13 protein-coding genes are annotated in these 21,713 nt (G+C 61.6%); 7 read left to right on the forward strand and 6 right to left on the reverse strand.

What is annotated here, in order from left to right:
- The 7 genes from tssK to FAZ69_RS10495 all read left to right on the forward strand — a co-directional run bounded on the left by tssK (nucleotide 1) and on the right by FAZ69_RS10495 (nucleotide 13,657).
- Nucleotides 1–1,350, forward strand: a complete 1,350-nt coding sequence (tssK, locus tag FAZ69_RS10465; protein WP_136894047.1) for a type VI secretion system baseplate subunit TssK — start codon at nucleotides 1–3, stop codon at nucleotides 1,348–1,350.
- Nucleotides 1,347–2,684 (forward strand): type VI secretion system protein TssL, long form, encoded by a 1,338-nt coding sequence (tssL, locus tag FAZ69_RS10470; protein ID WP_136894049.1) that lies wholly within the window; start codon nucleotides 1,347–1,349, stop codon nucleotides 2,682–2,684. Before tssK ends, tssL begins: the two co-directional genes overlap by 4 nt.
- Before the next feature lie 14 nt (nucleotides 2,685–2,698).
- Nucleotides 2,699–6,628 carry a type VI secretion system membrane subunit TssM gene (gene tssM, locus FAZ69_RS10475; protein WP_136894051.1) on the forward strand — a complete coding sequence of 1,310 codons (3,930 nt, stop codon included), beginning with the start codon at nucleotides 2,699–2,701 and terminating at the stop codon, nucleotides 6,626–6,628.
- Between the two features lie 120 nt (nucleotides 6,629–6,748).
- Nucleotides 6,749–7,297, forward strand: a complete 549-nt coding sequence (locus FAZ69_RS10480; RefSeq protein WP_136894053.1) for a hypothetical protein — start codon at nucleotides 6,749–6,751, stop codon at nucleotides 7,295–7,297.
- Between the two features lie 217 nt (nucleotides 7,298–7,514).
- Entirely contained in the window at nucleotides 7,515–9,863 is a 2,349-nt protein-coding gene (locus FAZ69_RS10485) for a type VI secretion system Vgr family protein (RefSeq protein ID WP_136894055.1), read from the forward strand.
- Nucleotides 9,864–9,951: 88 nt separating this feature from the next.
- Nucleotides 9,952–10,215, forward strand: coding sequence for a PAAR domain-containing protein (locus FAZ69_RS10490; RefSeq protein WP_136894057.1), 264 nt, complete (start codon nucleotides 9,952–9,954; stop codon nucleotides 10,213–10,215).
- A gap of 16 nt (nucleotides 10,216–10,231) precedes the next feature.
- Complete coding sequence (locus tag FAZ69_RS10495; protein WP_240702176.1) at nucleotides 10,232–13,657, forward strand: RHS repeat-associated core domain-containing protein; 3,426 nt, start codon at nucleotides 10,232–10,234, stop codon at nucleotides 13,655–13,657.
- Here the strand turns inward: FAZ69_RS10495 and FAZ69_RS10500 are convergent.
- The 6 genes from FAZ69_RS10500 to tssF all read right to left on the reverse strand — a co-directional run bounded on the left by FAZ69_RS10500 (nucleotide 13,559) and on the right by tssF (nucleotide 21,692).
- The gene (locus FAZ69_RS10500) at nucleotides 13,559–14,944 is read right to left on the reverse strand and encodes a GlcNAc-transferase family protein (RefSeq protein WP_136894059.1); all 1,386 of its coding nucleotides are present in this window, start codon (nucleotides 14,942–14,944) and stop codon (nucleotides 13,559–13,561) included. The genes FAZ69_RS10495 and FAZ69_RS10500 overlap by 99 nt on opposite strands.
- A gap of 151 nt (nucleotides 14,945–15,095) precedes the next feature.
- Nucleotides 15,096–16,490 carry a GlcNAc-transferase family protein gene (locus FAZ69_RS10505; protein ID WP_136894061.1) on the reverse strand — a complete coding sequence of 465 codons (1,395 nt, stop codon included), beginning with the start codon at nucleotides 16,488–16,490 and terminating at the stop codon, nucleotides 15,096–15,098.
- Nucleotides 16,491–16,537: 47 nt separating this feature from the next.
- Complete coding sequence (locus tag FAZ69_RS10510; RefSeq protein WP_240702177.1) at nucleotides 16,538–17,398, reverse strand: fimbrial protein; 861 nt, start codon at nucleotides 17,396–17,398, stop codon at nucleotides 16,538–16,540.
- A gap of 264 nt (nucleotides 17,399–17,662) precedes the next feature.
- Nucleotides 17,663–18,751 carry a type VI secretion system protein TssA gene (locus FAZ69_RS10515; protein ID WP_136894063.1) on the reverse strand — a complete coding sequence of 363 codons (1,089 nt, stop codon included), beginning with the start codon at nucleotides 18,749–18,751 and terminating at the stop codon, nucleotides 17,663–17,665.
- A 17-nt stretch (nucleotides 18,752–18,768) separates the two neighbouring features.
- Nucleotides 18,769–19,809, reverse strand: coding sequence for a type VI secretion system baseplate subunit TssG (gene tssG / locus FAZ69_RS10520; protein WP_136894065.1), 1,041 nt, complete (start codon nucleotides 19,807–19,809; stop codon nucleotides 18,769–18,771).
- A gap of 2 nt (nucleotides 19,810–19,811) precedes the next feature.
- Nucleotides 19,812–21,692, reverse strand: a complete 1,881-nt coding sequence (tssF, locus tag FAZ69_RS10525; protein WP_136894067.1) for a type VI secretion system baseplate subunit TssF — start codon at nucleotides 21,690–21,692, stop codon at nucleotides 19,812–19,814.
- Nucleotides 21,693–21,713: the final 21 nt, after the last annotated feature.

The raw sequence follows: 21,713 nt of genomic DNA on the forward strand, positions 1-21,713 counted from the left end.
ATGAGTTGGTATAACAAGGTCGTTTGGAGTGAGGGGCTGTTCCTGCGCCCGCAGTTATTTCAGCAGCAGGAGCGATACTTCGAGTACTTCGCGCATAAGCGCAGTGCCGCCCTCAGCCCTTTCTTCTGGGGCTTCAGCCAATACGAAATCGATCAGGAGTCGCTTTCGTTCGGCAAGCTCGTGTTCAAGGGCGGCTCCGGAGTCTTTCCGGACGGCACGCCGTTCGATGTCCCCGGGCATACCCCGCCGCCGCAGCCGCTGACGATCGCGCCCGAGCACCAGGATCAGGTGATCTATCTGGCCGTGCCGCTGCGTCTCCCGAACACGGAGGAAACCGCGTTCGTCGAGCAAAGCGGCTCGCTTGCCCGCTATATGGCTTTCGACGAAGAGCTGCGCGACAGCAATGCTATCGGCCAAGGGCCGAAGCCTGTACAGCTGTCGAATCTGCGTCTGCGCTTGATGCCGGAAAAGGAGCTGACGCAGTCATGGATCGGCATCGCGTTGACGCGCGTGAAGTCGCTTCATGCGGACGGCGCTGTGTCGCTGCATGGCTCGGACCATATTCCGCCCGTCACCAGCTACGGCGCGAATCCGCTGCTGCGCGAATGGGCATTGCAATTGCACGGTCTTTCCAAGCTGCGCGCCGACGCGTTGGCGGCACGCCTGTCCGGCAGCGACGGCAAGGCTGGCGCCGCCGCTGAAGTTGCCGATTATCTGCTGCTGCAAGTGCTGAACCGGTATGAGCCGCTGCTCGACCATATTTGCAGCATCAACGAAACCGCGCCGGTGGACCTGTATCGCGAATTGGCGATGCTGGCCGGCGAGCTGTCGACGTTCGTGCGTCCGCAAACCCGCCGCCCGCTCGCCGCGCCGGGGTACGACCACGCGCAGCTGTACGCCAGCATCAAGCCGCTCGTCGAAGAGATTCACTTCCTGCTCAATCAGGTGCTGATCCGCGGCGCGCAGCCGATTCCGCTCACGGAGCAGGCGCACGGCATTCGCACTGCCAGCATGCTGCCGACCGAGCTCGCGGGCTACTCGAGCCTCGTGCTCGCCGTGGGCGCGCAGATGTCGCCGGACGCGCTGCAGCAGCAGTTTGCCGCGCAGACCAAGATCAGCCAGCCGCAGCGGTTGCCGGAACTGATCCGCTCGCACCTGCCGGGTCTCACGATGACGCCGTTGCCCGTGCCGCCGCGGCAGATTCCGTTCAACTCGGGATTCATCTATTTCGAACTGTCGCGCACGGGGCCGTTCTGGGAGCAGATCGCGCAGCAAGGCGGCCTGGCCATGCACATCGCGGGCCACTTCCCCGAGCTCAAGCTTGAACTGTGGGGAGTGCGGCAGAAATGAGTACCAACGCGTTCGACGATCGCGCCTTCGATTTCCTGAACGGTTCCGATGAGCCGGGCATGAACCGTGGCGGCGCAGCGGCGTTCCAGCCGGGGCGAAGCCAGGCCGGAGGCGGTTTCGAGCGGGAACCGGTCGTCGACCTCGGCGCCTTCGATCCGCCCGAGGACTTTCAGACTCGGCTCGAGAAAGTGCAGGCTGCTCAGAACCCTATGCAGGAAGCGGCGCAGCCGCTCTTGCGGATGCTGGCCGATATGCCGGCCTCGCTCGACTCGCAAGCGGCGATCGCCAGCTTGCGCGTGCTGCTCGTGCGCGAGGTCGTCGCGTTTCAGAAGCTGTGCGACAAGGCGAACTTGCCGTGGAAGCACATGGCGGCCGTGCGCTACAGCCTGTGCACCGCGCTCGACGAGGCGGCGAACCGCACGCGTTGGGGCGGTGGCGGCGTGTGGGCCGTCAAGAGTTTGCTGATCACGTTCGAAGGAGAAGTCGACGGCGGCGAGAAGTTCTTCCTGTTGATCGGCCGCATGGCCACCGATCCGCAAGAGTATGTCGACGTGCTCGAAGTCATGTATCGCATCCTCGGCCTGGGTTTCGAAGGGCGTTATAGCGTCGTGGTGGATGGCCGGCGCCATCTCGAACAGATCCGTCAGCGACTCCTGACGCTCATCAGCGGCGCGCGCGATACGGTGCAGCTCGAGCTGTCGCCGCATTGGCGCGGCGTCGAGCCGGGCAAGATGCGCCTGCTCCACAGCCTGCCCGGATGGGTGACGGCCAGCGTAGCCGCGCTGGCCGTCTTCGCGATGTTTGCCTGGGACAAGTACCACCTGCTGGCGCAAAGCAATGTGCTCGAAGCGCGGATTCTGGCGATCAGCAAGCTTGCGCCTCCGCCTCCGCCTCCGCCGCCAGTTCAGCGCCTGCGCTTGTCCGTTCTCTTGAAGAACGAAATCGCGCGCGGTCTGGTTACCGTCGACGAAGACGATCGCCATAGCAGCGTCGTTTTCAAGGGCGACTCCATGTTCGTGCCGGGGCAGGCGCGCGTGCGTCCGGAAATGGACCCGATCCTGGCGAAGGTCGCGCAGGAAGTCGCGCGTGTCGGCGGCAAAGTCACTGTGACCGGCCATACGGACAACCAGCCGATTCGCACGAAGGAGTTTCCGAACAATCAGGTGCTGTCCGAAAAGCGCGCGGCGTTTGTCGCAGAGGTGTTGAAGCAGTATGGAACGCCGGCCGAGCGCATCCAGTCGACCGGCAAGGGCGATACGCAGCCTGTCGCCGGTAACACCACGGCAGAAGACCGCTCCCGCAATCGACGCGTGGAAATTCTGGTCACGCAGTAACGGGAAGCCCAGACATGTCTTATGTGAATCGTTTTTTCAGATTTATTTTTTCGCGGCAGACGCTGATGTTCGTGGCGATCATCCTGACCGCCGCAGCCGTCTGGTTCATCGGCCCGCTACTGGCGTTCGGTGAGTACTACCCGATGGAGAGCGTGTCCTCGCGCGTGATCGTGATCGTCGTGCTGCTGGCGCTGCTGCTGCTGTGGCTGCTGAGATTGCCGCTGAGTCCGGTGTGGGTCGCCGTGGCGGCGCTGGCGTTCTGGTACCTCAGCCCACTGCTGGCATTCGGTGAATCCCGCCCGTTCGGACCGATCTGGACGCGCGTGCTGTTGATTGCGGTGCTGGTCGGCTGCTATGCCGCTTACGGGCTCTATCGTCTGTGGCAAGCGATGCGCAGCAACGACGTGATCCTGCAACGCATCCTCAATCCGTTCGCCAGCAAGGCCAAGCCCGAGGTCGTCGCACGCAGCGAAATCCGTGCCGTCAATTCGGTGGTCACGAAGGCCGTCGACAAGCTCAAGCGGATGCACAACGGCACGACCATGTTGCGCCGTCTGCTGCAAAGCCAGCGCTACTTGTACGAACTGCCTTGGTACATGGTTATCGGCTCGTCGGGCGCGGGCAAGACGACGATGATCCTGAACTCGGGGCTGAATTTTCCCGAAGCCGATCAGATGAGCGCGGCGTCCGTCAAGACGCGCGTCGAAACGGCCAATTGCGACTGGTGGTTCACCAATGAAGCGGTTCTGATCGACACGGCCGGCCGCTACACCGTGCAGGATGTCGAAACGGCTGACATCAAAAAGGACGACGAGTTCGCCAAGGTGAATGCGGCCGAATGGCAGGGGTTCCTGGCCTCGCTGCGCAAGCACCGTCCGCGTGCGCCGATCAATGGCGCGTTGCTGACCGTCTCCGTCGAGGAAGTGCTGCGCAAGTCGCCGTCCGAGCGCACGGCGCTCGCAGCCGCGATGCGAGGCCGCCTTGGCGAGTTGCGGCAGCAGTTCGGCATTCGGTTCCCGGTGTATGTGCTCGTCACCAAGCTCGATTTGCTGCCCGGCTTCCCGGAGTATTTCCAGTCGCTGACCGCGGAAGGCCGCGTGCAGATTCTGGGCTTCACGTTGCCGTACCAGGACGATCGCGATCAGAACGACCGTCGGGATTTGCGCCAGAACTGCGCGGGCGAAATGAAGCTGCTCGAGCAACGGCTCGAGGACGGCATCAACGTTCGTCTGCAAGAGGAGTACGAGGCGGATCGCCGCAAGAAGCTTTACGCATTGCCGGGCGAGTTCCGCGGCCTTGCGTCGCCGCTGGTCGAGCTGATCGGTCTGGTCTTCCTCGATTCCAAGTACGACGACACGCGGTTGAAGAACACGCTGCGCGGCGTGTACTTCACCAGCGCGGCGCAAACGCACGGCGTCGTTCCGGCCGACAAGACCACGCTGCTCCAGCGCCTGCGGCGCGGTCTGGCCGGATTGACCGGCGATGCGGCAGCCTCTGCCGATACGGCGTCGAGCAACGCGCCGACGGGATATCGCGGGTACTTCCTGCGTAATCTGTTCCAGCGCGTCATTCTTGCCGAGGGGCACCTGGTGCGGCCGAATCTGCGCTGGGAATTCCGCTTCCGGACGCTGCGCATCGTCGGGCATTTGCTGTCGATCGCGATCGCCGTGTGGCTGATTGGCTCCCTGATGGTGAGTTTCGACAACAACCGGGAGTACCTGAGCGCGATCAGCAAGAAGACCGATGCGCTCGATTCGCAAGTGAAGACGTTCCGCAAGACGCCGCAAACCGGCGCCATGGCGGCGGTGCTTTCGGCGTCGCACGATCTGCCGCAGTTCCAGCACGTGAGTCTGGACAGCCCGGGCGGCGACTATCGCTACGGTTTGTACACGGCACCCGGCATCGTGGATGCATCGACCACGACCTACAACAACTTGCTGAACCAGATGTTGCTGCCGCAGATCGTGAGCCGTCTCGAAGCGGTATTGGGCGCGCAATTGAATACGGGGGATGCGGATAGCGTCTATCGCACGCTGTCGATCTACCTGATGGTCTTCGACAAGGCGCACTACGACGCGAAGGCGATCAAGTCCTGGGTGCTGCAAGATTGGGAAAAGTCCGATAGTGCCGCCTCGATGGGGGACCGTAATGTGATGGCATCCCAGCTGGATACGCTGTTCGTGGACGGCGAGCCCGTCACGCCGCGAGTGTCTCAGAACGCGGATCTGGTGCAGCAGGCGCGTGACTTCCTGGGCCGCAATCCGGTGTCGGGGCGGCTCTACGAGCGCGCCACCGCGGAGATGGCGAAGGACGCGCCGGAGAACGTCACGCTCGTGCGAGCAGCTGGGCCGCAGGCGGGCGCGGTGTTCGCCCTGGCGAACGGCTCATCGCTCGAGAGCGGCGTCCCCGGTCTCTATACGTACGAGGGGTACCACGAGGTTTTTAATAAGCGCCTGCCCGAGTTCCTCGCGCAGGCGCAAAGCCAGGATGCATGGGTGATGGGCCGGACCGACTTGGCCGCGAAGGTCGGCGGGGCGGTGCAGGGCGGTGTGTTTCGCACGAGCAAGGAGCAACTCGCCAACGAGATCCGACGCCAATACCTGACTGACTACGGCAACTATTGGCAGCAGTTCCTGGCGGACATCCGCCCGGTTGCCAGCGGCTCCGACAGCACGCTCGCGCTTGACTTGCAGACGTTGCGCACGCTGGCCGCGCCGGATTCGCCGCTTGCTCGGCTTGCGCGTACGGCGGTTCACGAGACATCGCTTTCGACCGTCGAAGCTGATGACCCAACCCTCGGCGACGTAGCGATGAAGGCCGCGACCAGGCGCTCGCAGCTGGCTCGTGCGGCCAGCTCGGTCAACGCGGCCACCGCGACGATCGGGCAGCTCGCTCAGCAAAAGATGGAGAAGGAACTCGTCGACAACCGCTTTGCCGCGCTGCGCGAAGTCGTGACCGGCCAGGCCGACACGGGGCGCGGCCCAGCGCTGAACAAGGCGGGGTCCGCGAGCGGCGGCGCCATGCAGCTCGACGCCATCATCGGTCTCATCAACGAACAGTACGCCCGCTTGATGGTGGCCGGCAACGCACTGTCGACCAACAGCATGCCGCCCACGGCGGACGTCGGTACGACGCTGCAAATGGAAGCGGAAAAACTGCCGGTGCCGTTCCGGGCCGTGTTGTCCGGCATCGCGACGCAATCGATGCAGAAGGTCGATCAAGGCGTTGGGTCGCTGCTGGCGGTGCAGGTGGATTCGAGCGTCGGCGATCAATGCCGCCGGGCGATCGAGGGCAAGTATCCGTTCGCCAACAGCACGCAAGAGGTTGATATCGACGACTTCGATCGCGTATTTGCCGCCGGCGGCCTGCTCGACGACTTCTTCCAGAAGACGCTCTCAAGCCACGTCGACACGAGCATTCGGCCATGGCGCTACAAGTCGGTGAGCCCGGGAATGCCGCCGATCAATGGCCCGAGCCTGGAGCCGTTCGAGCGTGCCGCGGCGATACGTCAGGCCTTCTTCCGCGATGCCGGCGGTAATCGGATGGCCTGGAAGATGGGCCTGAAGGTGGTGTCGTTGGACCCGGAAATCACGGAGCTGGCGCTCGATATCGACGGGCAGGGCATGCGATACGTACACGGCCCGGTGACGGTGTTCCCGGTGACGTGGCCCGGTCCGCGCGGCGGGGCGATGGCGGGCATCACGGCCAGCCCGCGCGTCCGGCCCGATACGTCGACGCTCATGGCCGAAGGGCCGTGGGCGCTGTTCCGCTTGATGGACCGCGGCCGGGTGACGGGCACGGCGTCGTCGAGCCGCGTGGCGGTGGATTTCAATTTCGACGACCGTCACGCCGTGCTCGAGCTCGTGTCCAGCGGCCAGGCCAATCCGCTGTCGAGCAGCCTTTTCAGGGGTTTCCGTTGCCCTGGCAGCGTGGCGGGGGGCTGAGGCTCGGCGCGTTGGCGCTTCGTCCGATCGTGGCCGAGCGCGTGTCGCGCAGCAACGGCGCATCGGCGGAGCAAGCAGCAGGCTCGATTTTTAGTGGTGCTTTTTGTTTGGAGAGTAGGCGTGCATGACGTCCAGGTTTACGTGTTCGACCGCCTGCGAAGCCGGCATGAAGACGAGACCCGCACGTTGGAGCGGGCGATCGCTTCGACTGACCAAGCCATGCGGGCACATCTTCTCGAATTTTGGGAAGCGGTCGAGTTTCGTCGTATGCCAAACGTGAAGAAGCTCGCGCTGGCGTTGCAGTACGCGGCCGGCCGGCTTATCAGCACGGAAGACGACGATGTGTCGCTGCTGAGCTCACCTCGCAATTTTCGGACGATTGCCGCCATGCTGGCCGAATGGCTGACCATGGAGACCAAGTCGATGGAGCAGGTTTTGAGCGCTATCCGGTCGGCGACGGCGTCTTCCATTTCCGATACGGACGCAGCCAACTGCGTGCGCAGGCTCGGGGCTTTCGCGCGAGGCGTCGTCGATGCACGCGATTACGATGACCTGATGATGGCTGCGGGAGACTTGATCGATGTGGCCAAGCTTACCGGAGTGAGCGTGCTGATGGATTTATTGCTCAAGCGAGTCAAGCCCGCGGCCGACAGCGGCCAAGACGCCTAATCGGAGTCCGGCGGGATCGGCGCTGTGCCGAGGTGATGATGCGCAGCTTTTGAATTTCCCCGATCGGAAAGATCAGTGGCGCGATCAGCAGTTTCTGCCTATGGGGAGGGGTGGGGCCGCCGGCATGGTGGAGCGCGCGCGTCACTGATGCAAGGGCCGGTGCGGGAACGCTCGGTAAAAGAAAATGGTTTGTGATGTGTAGGATCGAGAGGAGTGCATGTCAGATAATTCTTTAAGCATATTTTCAACGGACCGCACCGTTACGGTATCGAGCGCGGCGATGCCGCAATTGCTCGGGAAGCCTGCACTTCAGTTTTTGTCGATGCATGGCGAAGAGCATCTGAGCAAGCTCTATTCGTACGTTCTGGAGCTGCATACACCGGACGACCCCAACATTGCGCTTGCCTCCAGCGCCAATCTGGATCTGAAGGCGCTGCTCGGCAAGGAAATGACCGTCACGATCCAGCTCGAAGGCATGGGCGAGGGCGTGACCGGCGGCGTGGGCGCCGGCACGCGCGAGATCAGCGGTGTCGTTACGAAGGCGAGTTACCTGCGCAAGGAAGCGCGCTACAGCGTCTATAGCGTCGAGTTGCGGCCGTGGCTTTGGCTGGCTTCGCTCACCACCGACTACAAGATCTTCCAGGACAAGACCGTCATCGAGATCATCGATGAAGTGCTGAAGGATTATCCGTTCCCGGTGGAAAAGCGCCTGGATATCGCCAAATACACCGTGAAGGGAGAAAGCGCACGCAACGAGCCGCGTGCGTTCCAGGTGCAGTACGGCGAAACGGATTTCAAGTTCATCCAGCGCTTGATGGAAGAGTGGGGAATCTATTGGTTCTTCGAACATTCCGGCGGCAAGCACCGGCTGGTGCTGTGCGACCACATCGGCGCGCACCGCAGGTCGGACAGCGAGGCGTATCAGACGATCGCCTATCAGCAGCAGGGCGGCAAGACCGATGCTGAATACATCGGCAGCTTCTATACGTTCGAGGAAATTCGTACTGGCCGCTATCTGACGAACGATTACGATTTCACGCGTTTCGGCGCCGATTTGGCCGCCATAAACAAACAGCCGCGTGATACGGCCTGGAATTTGCAAGAGCGCTTCGAATGGCCGGGCGACTATACGGACACCAAGAACGGTGAGCAGTTTGCCCGCACGCGCATGGAAGAACTGCGTGCGCCGGGAACGCGTGGCCGTGGCACAGGGAACGTACGCGGGCTCGCCTGCGGGCAGACGTTCGTCCTGAGCAAATACGACCATACCGACGCCAATCGCGAATATCTCATGATCTCGTCGAACCTTAGTTTGACCGAGATTGCGCAGGAGTCCGGCAGCGGCTATCAGTACAACTGCGAGAACAACTTCCGCGTGCAGCCGACGAGCGAAGTGTTCCGGCCGCCGCGCGAGATGCCCAAGCCGCTCGTCAATGGGCCGCAATCCGCCATCGTGGTCGGGCCCGCTGGGAAAGAATTGTGGACCGACGAGTTCGGGCGCGTGAAGGTTCGCTTCCTGTGGGATCGCTATGCGAAGGATGACGAAACGGCCTCCTGCTGGGTACGCGTGAGCCAGGCCTGGGCCGGCACCAACTTCGGCGGTATCTACATTCCGCGGATTGGCCAGGAAGTCATCATCAACTTCTGGGGGGGCGATCCGGATCGTCCGCTGATTACTGGCAGCCTTTACAACAGCGCGACGATGCCTCCGTGGGATCTGCCCGCGAACGCAACGCAAAGTGGTTTTCTGAGCCGCACGATTACCGGCGGCCGCGAGAACTACAACGGCTTCCGTTTCGAGGACAAGACGGGCCAGGAAGAGTTCATGATCCAGGCAGAGAAGGACATGAACCGCCTGACGAAGCATTGCGAGTCACACACTGTCGGCATCGACTTCTCGCTGGGCGTGGGGCTGGCCTACGGTATCAACGTTGGCGGCGCGCTTGCCTGCAACGTCGGGGGCGCGGCCGCCTATACCGTCGGCGGTGCGCAATCGCTTGCCGTAGGAGGGGCGTTGGGCGAAGTGGTCGGCGGAGCTTATTCGCTGGCCGTGGGCGGGGCCATCTCAATCGTGTGCGGCAAGTCTTCGCTGACGATGACTTCCGACGGCATCATCAAGCTGATCGGCAAGCAGGTCAAAGTGGAGGGTAGCGATCAGGTCATCGTCCAGGGCTCGCCGCTGGATCTGAATCCTGGGGATTCGGATGACGGTGGCGGAGGGGGCGGTGCCGGGGGAGGAGCATTCCCGATGATCAGCGCGAGATTGGGCAGCACCCCGAAGCCGCCACCACCGCCGCCGCCGCCGTCGGAGCCGCCGTCACCGAATCCGCCGCCGGAGCCGACGCCAACGCCAACGCCAACGCCAACGCCAACGCCAACGCCAACGCCGACGCCGACGCCGACGCCAACGCCAACGCCGACGCCGACGCCGACGCCGACGCCGACGCCGACGCCGACGCCGACGCCGACGCCGACGCCAACGCCAACGCCAACGCCAACGCCAACGCCAACGCCGCCACCGCCACCGCCACCGCCGACGCCGGAACCGACCACGACGGAATGGTAAAGCCAAGGCTTTAGCGCGGAACATCCGGGGCGCCTAGTGCGCCCCGCTGTATGCAAATGTTGTTCTCTTCAAAAGGAGGGCATTCGCCATGCCAGCAGCAGGAAGACTCGGCGATCCGATCGCACACGGTGGGTCCATTACCAGTGGTTCAGGAGATGTCTTTATCAACGGGATATCGGCCGGTTACGTCGGCGGTAGCTCCACGGCTTGCTCTATCCACGGCGGCGGATCGGTGAGTTCCGGTGCGGGCTCCGTATTCATCAACGGGAATCCGGCGGCCATCGTCGGAGGTTCGACGGGGTGTGGGGCAGCCGTCTCCAACGGATCGCCGGACGTAAGCATCGAAGGCTGATTGCGAGGACGATGACGTGAGTGGAATCGGTGGATTGGGCGGCGTTCTGGTCAAGTTGCCGGTGATGGTGTTGCCGTCGGTGGATACCGCGCGGCCCGTCGACGGCGGCCGGCGCTTGGGTGACATTGCGGAGCGCTATGGCGTGCGCCGTGCACTATCCGGTGTGCTGTGCGGCTCGGTCGACATGATCGACGGCAGCAAAATTTGTTTGCCCTCCCATGAAGCCGATTTCGCATTGCGCGGCCGTCTGCCGATCGAGTGGTCGCGCACCTACTCCAGCGCGATGCGCGCGGCCGGCGCACTCGGCCCGGGGTGGCGCACGAATTGGGAGGTCTCGCTGCGCAAGTCCGGTGGCCAGCTCACCTATACGGACGAACACGGTCGACCGATTACCGTGCCGTTGCCCGAGCCGGGCTCCCAAGTCATCGTTTTGTCCGAGCAGTTGCACATCGCGTGTCTACCGGACGGCCGCATGGTCGTCGGCGATCGGACGCCACGGTATCGCGTATTCGGTGAGTTCGATCCCAACGGTCTCGCCAGGTTGAAATACATCGAGGATCTGCACCGACAACGCATCGGATGCATCTGGGATGCGGAAGGCCGCTTGTTGCGCATGCGCGGCACGTGCGGGCACGAGCTCCGGATGCACTACGATTCCGCGACAGGCACGCGCCTTAGCTCTGTCGAATGCGTCGACGGCGGGCCGACGGGCACGCTTGCCGAATACGGCTACAACGAGAACGGTGAGCTCGCCGAGGTCCGCAACCGGCTTGGCGAAACCGTGCGCCGCTTTGCCTACCGCGATGGACGAATCGTCGAAGAGGCAGGCCCGCTCGGCATGGCCACGCGCTACGTGTGGCAGGTGGTGGGGGGAGTCGCGCGCGTCATCGAGCGATTCAATTCCGAGGGCGCGCGGGAGCGATGCTCGTGCAGCATCGAGAACCGTACGAGCCAAGCGACCGACGTCTTTGGCAATTCGGCGTATTGGCAGTACGATGCGCATGGCCATGTCGTGGCCTACGCCGATTTCGACGGGCGGCGCTACAAGTTCGACTACGACGAGACGGGGGCGCCGACTACGCTCTGGTTGCCTAGTGAAGGCGTGGTTCGCCTCGCCTACGATTCGCTGGGGCGTCTCCAGCAAGAAACCGATCCGATGGGCCAGATCACCACGACGGTGTATGCGCACGCGTCGAGCCGGCCTGTGGTCGTCACGCGGGCGGACAAGCGCACGTGGATCTGGCAGCGCAACGACGCGCTCGATCCCGTGAAATGCCAGACCCCGTGGGGGGAAGTCACGAACGTCGAGTATGGGGAAGACGGCATGCCCGCACGGCGCACCGACGCCGGCGGCGCAGTGACCACGCTCGAGCACAACGCCTGGGGCCAACTAACCCGGCGTATCGATGCAGAGGGGAATGCCACGCAGTACGATTACGACTGCAACAGGCATCTCGCCGCCGTCAGCGATCCGCTGGGAGCGGTCACCCGAATCGAGCGCGATGCATTCGGGCGGCCGCTGACGGTAACGCGGCCGGACGGCCGGCATGAGCGCCATGTCTGGAATGCGGTCGGGCAGAGAACGTCGTTCGTCGGTGCAAGCGGCCAAAGCCGGCATTGGCACCGGGATCGGCGTGGAAAGGTCATGCGCGCCATCGACGAAGAGGGGCACGTTACGTCCTACCAATACGACGCGCACGGCCGGCCGATTCGTATCGAAAGCGCGAACGGCGCCGTGCAGACGCTCGAATGGGGCGCAATGGGCTGTTTGTCCATAACGGACGCGGACGGCGTGATCCGCGCGTTCGACTACACGGATTCGGCGCAGATTCGTCGCATGACGACCAAGGCCGACGCGCTCGAACGCCACGAGACGTTTGCGTACGACGTGATGGGCCGCCTGGTCAGGCGTGATACGCCGCACAATCACTACGTCTATCGCTATACGCCTCGGGGCATGCTGGAGCATGTCAACCGGACGCCCACGAAGGACGGCGAGCTGCTCGGCATCACGCCCGACGAAATCCGCTTCGAATACGATCTCGGCGATCGCCTGCTCGCGGAGCATGGTATCAATGGCGAGTTGAGCTATACCTATGACGATGGGGGCAGTCTGGCTGCGATGACGCTGCCGCAGGGGCAGGTCGTGCGGATGCGGCGCTACGACAGTGGAGCGATCGGGCTGATCGAGATACGCGAGCGTTCTATCGCGCAATTCTGGTATGACGCCATGCGTCGCGAAGTTGGGCGCACGCAAGGTGTGTTGCATACTCGTACCGACTACACGGAACTGGGCTGGCCCGTGTGGTGGCGTTCCACTTCAGAGTTCGACGAGTCCGGCGCGGGTAAGCCGACCGACTATGACAAGCAGTTATGGCGGTCCGTCAGCTATAGCGCTTCCGACGCCATCGTTCAGTCCGACGGCCAGGCTTCCGACAAGAACTATTACGATTACGACAAACGCGGCTGTCTGCTGCGCCGTGTTTCGGACCAGTTGGGCATTGAGTACTTCACGTGGGACGCCGCGAGCAACCTGCTCGATACCCCTGGCGGAAACTGGTTCCCGGCCGTTTATTCCAATCATCGGATACGGGAGTGCCGCGGGTCTCGCTACGAATACGATGCCTGGGGACAGGTCGTCCAGAAGAGCGGTCGCGACCATGCCCTGTCGCTCGATTGGGATGCGGAGGGGCACCTCATCGTCGTGCGCCGGAAAGGGCGCACCGTACGTTTCCGGTACGACGCCTTGGGGCGGCGCATAGAAAAGCGCCTCGAATCGTCATCGGTGCACGGACAGCTCGCGAGCACGCAGGCTGACAGTACGCGGTATGTCTGGCAAGGCAGCCGTTTGCTGCAGGAGCTGCGTCCGAAAGCGGTGCGTACTTACTTGTATCAGCCGACCGAGAATGGGGTGATTGGCTATGCGCCGCTGGCCTGCATGGATCAGGCGCTTCTCGACAGCGGCGAGTTGGACGACGACACACGGGTCTTTCACTTTCATACGGACGCCGCAGGTACCGCCGTAGCGCTGATCGACGACGCCGGCAAGCTGGTGTGGCGCGGGCGCTATCAGGCTTGGGGAAATCTCTTTGCTCAGGAGTGGGGCGGCGCCAGGCAGATTTCTCAACCGCTTCGGTTTGCGGGGCAGTATTTCGACGAGGAAACGGCGCTCCATTACAACGGCAGGCGGTTTTACGACCCGGATGCCGGCCGCTACCTCAGTCCGGACCGTATGAGCCTGGGCGGTGTAAGTCCATATCGATACGCGTCGAATCCGCTGACGTGGAGCAATCCGCTTGGAAGCGCAATCCCGGTGCGCTTCGCAAGCGTTAGTGTGGTTCCGTCAGGTTTCGATTGCTTGCTTGATCCGGGCCAGCAAGTCGCCGGCGTCATTGAAGAGCTCGACGGTGTAGCAGGCCGGAATGCGTTCGATATCGGATAGAAAGACCGCGCGAAACTCCAGCCAACTGCTTTCCTTCAGCTTCGTAAGAACATCTGCTTCCAGATCTTGGCTGTGCAAGGCGGTCTCGTTGCTGTCGTACACAACGAGATGTCCTTGGGCCGCGGACAACAATATCGCTCGACTATCCTGTCTCTGCTCGTCATTTTGAAAGGCGTGCTCGTGCAGGCAAACGCTAATCTCGTTGGAACGCACGAGGGACGCCATCCACTCTGCATTCGAATCGGGACGCGTTGCTCCCGGTACGGGCGGGGCATTGTCAAGCGTAGTCCGCTGTACGCCGCGGAAACGAAAGCAGATTCCGGCATAGGCTTCATAGTCGGCCAATGTGCGTTCGGTGCCGAATCCATATTTGCCGAATTCGCCGTTCGTCAAAACAGGTTCAGCCATGCCGAACAGTTCGCGATTGCGTTGAAATGAATGAGAATCCCGATCCCACCAAGTTTTGGAGACGTCGCCATTCTTTTTCGCCTCATTGGTATGGTCACTCCATATTCTGGGATTATGCTTGCGCGTGTAGTCGTGCCAGGTGATCACGCGATGCGGGTGATAGAGGTCGTAGCCGTGAGTGAACGCCCGCGCAGCGATGGAAATCTCCTCTCCGTAGAAGAAATACTCAGGGTCGTGCCGGACCGTTGCCGCAAAGCGTCCATCGGCAAACGCGAATGCCGCACAATAAAAGCGAGCGCGTACTGGACGATCGATGGTTTTCCAATTGGGAAGGACACTTCCTATAACCATCAGCACGCCTTCCGAGTTGAATCTATTGAACTGAATGGAATGCGGTTCGCTAGACTGGGGTGTGGGGAGATCCGGATCGTAACCAGGAAGATAGGCGGTTAGCACAGGCTTGGGGCTTTCATCCCGCAGTGACTCCAACATCTCGATCAACAGCGTGTCCCATCCGTCGACGAAGCGGTGATGTGCGTCGATCTGCAGCGTGTAGTGTTCTCCCCGATAATGCTGCTGGATTAGGTTACGCGCCCAGCAGGCGCCTTGCGACTTAAAATGGGGCACATCAATCAGATCGATTCTTGCGCCGTTGTATTCCATGATATGGACGGTCCAGCCATCGATGGTCTCAAATCGCCACTTGGTGAAGCCTTTTTTCCAAAACTCGCCGAGCATTTCGTCGGGCGCATGCTGCCAGCAGACGACGATGCGCAATCGATCAGGTTGATCCGAATGCTTGATCAAATTAAAAATAGTCTGGATCAGCTGCGAATCGCGATAACTGGCGATTTGAACAAAGATGGTACTGATTTCCATATTTTTAGTCGTTTGCATTCGGTGGGGCGCTGGGCTGAATCCGATTTCTGGCTATGTGTAGATAATTAGGTTATCTACGGTTTGGTAGGCCATTGTATTTATGAAGAAGCTGGTCGTTGGCGCAAGTTCGCACATTATCTTGCCCGGACGGTTACGGTAGATTAGGCACCTGGCTTTTCGTCCGGGTCAGCACTTTGCCCTCTGCATCGAGTAGTTCCAGAACGTAGTACGCCGGGATTTTCTCGAGTGGGCCTTCGAAAATCAACCGAAAGTCCAGCCAATTACCGCGCACCTGCTTGGCCAGGGCCTCGGCATCCAGAGTCTTGGAGTTCAGCGCCGTGTCGCTTTTGTCGCATACGGTGGCCCGAGCCGCTGCGGTAGATTGTGGTATGCCGAGCGCGTTTGACTTTGGTTCGTTCTGGTCAAGCGAAGGCAGATATACACATACACGGACATCGTGAGAGCGCAGCAGGGACGCTTTCCAGTCGGCTTCCGAATCGACAGGAGAAGTCGTCGGTAGGGGCGGTACTTCTTCGTCCAGAAGGCATCTTTGTACACCGCGGTACGCAAAGCTGACGCCTGCATAGCGTTCATATTGAGCTAACGTTCGCACGGAGCCGAGATCGTACTTGCCGAGCTCTGTTTCTGCTTCGATGTTGACATTCATCCCGAGTAATGCGCGATTGCGCTGATTGGCTCGATCATTTAGCGCTATCCAATCTTGGGGGATTTCCCCTCGCTCTTTGGCTTCGGGAGTGTGGTCATTCCACATTTTCGGGCAATTTTTGCGTTTGTACTCGTGCCACGCGACTAGACGATGCGGATGATATAAATCGTAGCCGCGAGTAAATGCACGTGCTGCTATGGAAATTTCCTCGCCGTGGAAGAAGAAGCTAGGATCGTGAGGTATTTCTTCGACAAAGTGTCCATCGGCAAATGCAAAGTGCGCGCTATAGAACCTGGCAGGGACAGGGCGTTCACATTTTTCGAAATTCGGAACTGGACCCGATCGGCAAATTACCGCACCCGCTTCGTCGAAACGATAGAACCTCATGATGGTCGGGACAGTTTTTCGCGCGTCGGGGTCGTTCTCCGGATCGAACGGTGGGAGGTACGTGGTGAGTATGGGGTTAGGACTCTCTGTGCGCAAAGAGTTCAACATATCGATCAGCAGCCGGTCCCATCCAAGGACAAAGCGATGGTGCGAATCAAGCTGAAGCGTATAGCGTTCACCTTTGTACTGCTGTTGGATCAGATTGCGTGCCCAGCAAACTCCCTGAGATTTCAAATGAGGCACATCGATCAATTCGAGCGTCGCGCCACCATGATTCATTGAGTGAATCTGCCAATCCCCAGGGGTCTCGAAGCGCCAGGAGGAAAATCCTCGACGCCAGAACTCGGCGAGTGTCTCTTGTCGAGCATGCTGCCAGCAAACGACGATGCGCAGCATTTCCGGCCTAGTCGATTTTTGAATCAGATCAACAAGGGTGGGAACTAGCTGAACGTCGCGGTAGCTGGCGATCTGGATAAAAATCGAATCATCCATTGTTCTTTTTAGACGCCGAGCTCACGGGGGATTCGCATTGGCGGTGCTTAAAGGATTGATAAAGTGACTGTTGCCGTAGCGTCGATTTTTCCCACTGTGGGCGTGGCTGCGCCCGTGCGCAAGACCGTCGCTTGAAGTGCGAAGGCATCTTGCATCGTGCCGCCTGGTGAGTGCACGATCGAGCTGCTAGTGTTGTTGGGGATAAGGACAGTTCCCGACGACGTCTCTTTCAATTGGATTCCCAAGTATTGAGCGCCAGTCGTGGAGTTGGCAATCAGATTCGGATTGGTCGTGTCTGGTGTAGCGCTCAGAGTGGCCGTAATCGACGCCGGCGGGGTTGGGCCCGAGCAAGTCAAGCTGAAGTTGACGGGTTGAGTTGGGCCGCTCGTAGTCGAGACTTCGCGCGGGCCGAAGGTACCGAAATCGATGTTCAGCGTGCTTGCATTGACTGTGCAACGGGGCAGAACCTTGATGGTCGTGCCGGAGCCGGTTACTGTTACTACCGTGGCCCCGTCGCCATCTGTAATGGAGCGCACGACGGTACCCAGGGTAACCAAGACATTGCTGGAGATATCTCCAGTCTTGATCAATTGGATTCGAGCTCTTCTTCCTGCGCCTATTTGAGGAAAGGACTCCGGATTAGCGACGGTGGCATTGGAATTGGAGTCAAACGGCGGTGAAGTGAGGGTTCCGCTCGAACTAACGTAAAGCATTTTAAAGCCGACTCCGGGAACGTTTGTGTTATAGACGCCGGATATCGAAGATGCCGTTGCATTGAAATAGCTCCAAGACATTTTCCCGCCTATGCCGCAGTCTGCAATGTATGTGGCGACCGCCGGTGGCGAGTCGGCTTCGGCAATGACCGAGCCGATTGCCAGGTCCGGATCGATAGACACGGAAGTCGGCATGGTTATGGCAAATCCATATGTTTGTGCAGCGGACCCAGCCGGAAATAGTGTCGATATTGTCCCCGCTATGAGTGCGGATACTTGCGTCGTGCTCAGTTGATTGCATCCGGTGACGGCGAAGGCGTTATGCGAGAGCGCAACACAAACGAAAAGGGCACACGAGGTGAACCGTTTCAGCATGGCAAAGCTTTTGATCATGTGGCTGAGAAATATCCGAGTTGGAGAGAACGAGTTGGCGCTAGCATCAATCGTTGCAGGCCGCGCTTACACATCGACTTCATCCCATTTAGCAAGCAAATCGGCCGGAATGATATGAGCGATTTCTGAAAATCGCTTCCCGACCATCCGTTCCGATTGTCGCAGCAGGACGATGACCGGGCTGCTCGGTTCGTTTTGCTCGAACCACATGCGCGTCTCCTGAATTTTTGCGAGCGCGCTCCAGCGATCCATGCGCTCGGGCTCGGGGGCGATCGGTTGCGCTGGAGCGCTATATACCTCGTGTGACGTGGCCGGTGCAGAAACCGGCGCGCTGTCGGACGATGCAGCCGCAACCGCTGGCGGCGCATCCCCTGCGATCTCCATTGCCGGTGACGCGGCCACAGGTGCCGCAGGCATGCCCGCGCCATCCACGTGAACCTGCCCAAACGGCTGCAGCAGCTTGACCAGCATGTCAAGATCCGGCGCATCCGCACCGAGCGTCTGTTCGCACCACGCACCCATGTCCTTGAGAACCCGCTGTGCCTCCACCAGCGCAACCGTCACCGCATCGCGCCGCCCCCACAGTTCCTTTAGCAAGCGGCTAACCGATTCCGGCGCCAGCGCATCCTTCTGCCGAGGCAAAGCGAACGACTTCTCGATATCGCGCAGTTGCAATTGCACGCCGGAGGTTTTCGGCATCGCGATATCACGCACGTCGGCGAGCGCGCCATCCGGATCGGCCAGCGCCGCGATCGCATTGGAATACATGACCGGATCGCGCTCGCCCTCGAACACCGGAAGCGGATACAGCGCCTCGCCGTAGCGCTCCAGCATGGCCTTGAGGAACGCAAGACCGTCACGCAAACCCGCCGCGCCGCTCTGCCGGGTCCGGCATCGCAGCAAAATCACGGCAAGCCGGATATCCTTCGTGCGCAACAAAAGCGCACGGCAATCACGCTCGATCTCGGCCCAATTGGCCGCCTGCGGGACATCGACAAAGTCGCCATACTGCGCATCGGACCTTGGCGCAACCGCCGCTTGCAGCATGACGAAGGCCGAGTCGTATTCGAGATCGGAACCGCACGGCTCATCGGCCGAAATCGGCTCGAGCAAGTCCGCGTAGCGCAGCATGTCGTTAGGAGTTTTCGCGTTCATATGCAAAAGCGTTGAAATCAGTTGCGGTACTGTTCGGGCTCGAAGACCATGCCGACCATCGGATCGTCGGTCATCGATTCGCCGAGCCAGGTGGAATAGCCGAGCCGCTGAGAGTCATCGGCGCGCGCCGGCGGCGCCGCGCGCGGCTTGATGAGCAGCTTCACTTCCCAGTCGTACTCGTGGCCGACGAAGGCACGCACCCACTCCACGAAGGTGGGCAGGTCTTCTCCATGAGGCGTGAGGCGCAGGTATTGGTCGAGATCGAGCGGCCCGACGACCAGTTGGAACTTGTGCTGCTTATCCGGAATCATTTCTCCGAGCAGCGCGCCTTCGCCCATGATGGCGGGCGGTCCGGGCATGCCGATCTTCGTATGCTCCGACTGCTCGACCGGAATCCAGTGAAAGACGAACTCTTCGACGGTCATCGGCACGCCGAAGTACTGGGACAATGCAGCGGCAAGACCATCCGGGTTGCGCGCTTCACGCACGAGATGCGCGGCCGCGCCGAAACGCGCATGCGTAGGCAGCGGTGAATGCCGGGCTTCGCGCGAGTCGGTGCCTATCAGGCTCGCGACGTAGAACGAGAATTTCTCGTCGTTCGCGCGGTCGAGCGACGCCGTCGCTTGCGACGACGCCCACGCGCGGTAGAACAGCGACAGCGCGCGATGGTGAAAGAGATCGCTGAAGTGGACGAGCGTGTGGTCCTGGCCTTCCGTGCGGCTGTAGGCAACCTCGGTCATGTGCAACGGCAGCGGCCCTTGCGGGCCCCAAAGCCCCAGCCCGAACAGCTTGATGTCCAGGCGGCCGTTGTGCGTCGCGAGCGAGGCGATCTCGCGCGGCGCGAACGCCATGGTCGGCTGCTGGCCGATACGGAACGGTTCTTGCCGCGGCAAACGTGCGGTGCCGGGCGGAGGCATTTGCGGGTCGCGCGCGGTGATGGCGCGCAACAGGCTCAGGAAGCCCGCCTGCCACGGCGTGCGCTGGTCGAACCATGCTTCCAGCGCTTCAGGACGAAGGTGCGTGCTGTGCCCAAACGCTGTCGTGATTGGTGCGTCCATGCTTATAAGGCCCCGCGTCCGCCCATGCGCGGCTGCCAACGTGTGATGAGGCCGCGCTGCATGGAATGAAGCTCGGTCTCGGTAAACACGTTGATGGAAACGTGGCGAGCCAGATAGTGCTCGAGCACGAGGCCGAACGGATAGGGGCTGATGCCGGAGAAGCCGGTTTCGTCGACGGTCAGCTCGCAGCGCACGCCGCGCCCGTAGACGAGCAGTCCGTGGCCGGGCAGACGCCGCACGACGGGTTCGGTCCGCGCGCCGACGAGCGCATCGATCTGCGCGGTCTGCTCGCGCTCGCCCGACGAGACGAACAGACGCAGCATGTTGCGCAGCGCCTGGCCGCCGTCGCCGTGATCGAGCTCGGCAAGCGGCATGTAGTTGAAGCTCAGCTGGCGGATCAGCCGCCATGCAGTTTCGCCGGATGCGTACGGCGGGCGCGGCGCGCTCGGCGGATGCACGAGCCGTACGCCCTCGATCGGCACCGAATCCGACATGATCAGATCGTTCATGCCGTTGCGCGGAATCAGGCGCGGCAGGTCGCGGTTGGTCACCCAGGCTTCGACGGACAGGTAGCGGATATCGTCGGAGTAAGGCGCTTCTGCCTGATCGACGAGCGACACGTACACTTCGGTGCCGATGTACGGCGTGCGGGTGCCGTATTTGCGCGCGTTGGCCGACAGCGCGCGCTGCTCGCGCCGGATCGAGAAGTAGCGGCCGTGGTTGCCGACGTCGCTATGCAAGGTCTGGTAGAGCGGATTGAAGGTGATTTCCGACGACGTCTCGGCTTTCTGGCCGAACACGCGCGAGACCGAGAAAATCTCGTAGTCGAGCGGCCGGGTGCGATCGGCGAGCAGGTGGAACTCGGTCAGCGCGCGATTGACTTCGACGCGGTCCGTCCGCTTCGGGAACAGGTTGATGATCGGCGTGCAGAACAGCAGGAAACGCGAGGCGTCGACGTGCGTGCTGAGTTCTTCCGGCAGGCGGTTCAGGAGCAGTACGATTTCCGCTTCCTTGCCGTCGATGCGCGAAAGTCCGGGTGCGAGCTGCGTCAGCGCAAAGAAGTAGAAGCGCTGCCGGCAGGCGAAATATTCTTGCAGCAGGTTGTGGCCATGGAACGAGTTCCACGGCAGCGGCAGCAGGCCCTGATCGGACTGTAAGCCTTCGAATTCGACGGGCGTCTTGGCGACCACATGCCCTTCGCCGCGCGCCGCGCCGTAGGCGCGCACCACCGACGCCACGCTGCCCGCGTGGATCAGCTCGAACAGATGCGAGGCGATGCGCTCGTCGCCGCCGATGTAGATCGGCAGGCGCTCGAATCCGGTCATCTGGTTGAACTTCACCTCTCCGACCGTGCGCAGGCGCAGCCGCAGCGCGCCGCGCATCTGCATGTGCGGCAACAGATAGCGTTCGGTATCGGGAATATCGGGCGGGACGGCCGTCAGCTTGGCTTCGACGATCTCGATCGGCCACAGCGTCACTTCCTGGCCGCTGCGGAACTCGCAGGCGGTCTGCTCGCCCGCGGGAATCGCGGAGCGCAGCATGCTGTGGCGCGGCACCTCGAAGCCTTTGCTGAAGTCGCCTTCGCGCAGGCTCGGCCGCAGTTGCGCCACGGCGATCGATGGAGTAGGCGCGACGTAGTTCGGGTAGACGACCTCGAGCAGCCGCTCGGTGAAGCGCGGAAACTCGGCGTCGAGCTTGAGCTGGGTTCGCGCCGACATGAAGCAGAACGCCTCGATCAGCCGCTCGACGTACGGGTCGGCCACTTCGATGCCTTGCATGCCCAGGCGGCGCGCGATCTTCGGGTGCTGCTCGGCGAATTCGCCGGCCATCTCCCGCATGTAGGTCAACTCGCGACTGTAGTAATCGAGGAACTTGGGATCCATGTCAGTACGTGCCGGGCCGCC

Source organism: Trinickia terrae (assembly GCF_005144415.1).
GTDB classification, from domain to species: Bacteria; Pseudomonadota; Gammaproteobacteria; order Burkholderiales; family Burkholderiaceae; genus Trinickia_A; species Trinickia_A terrae.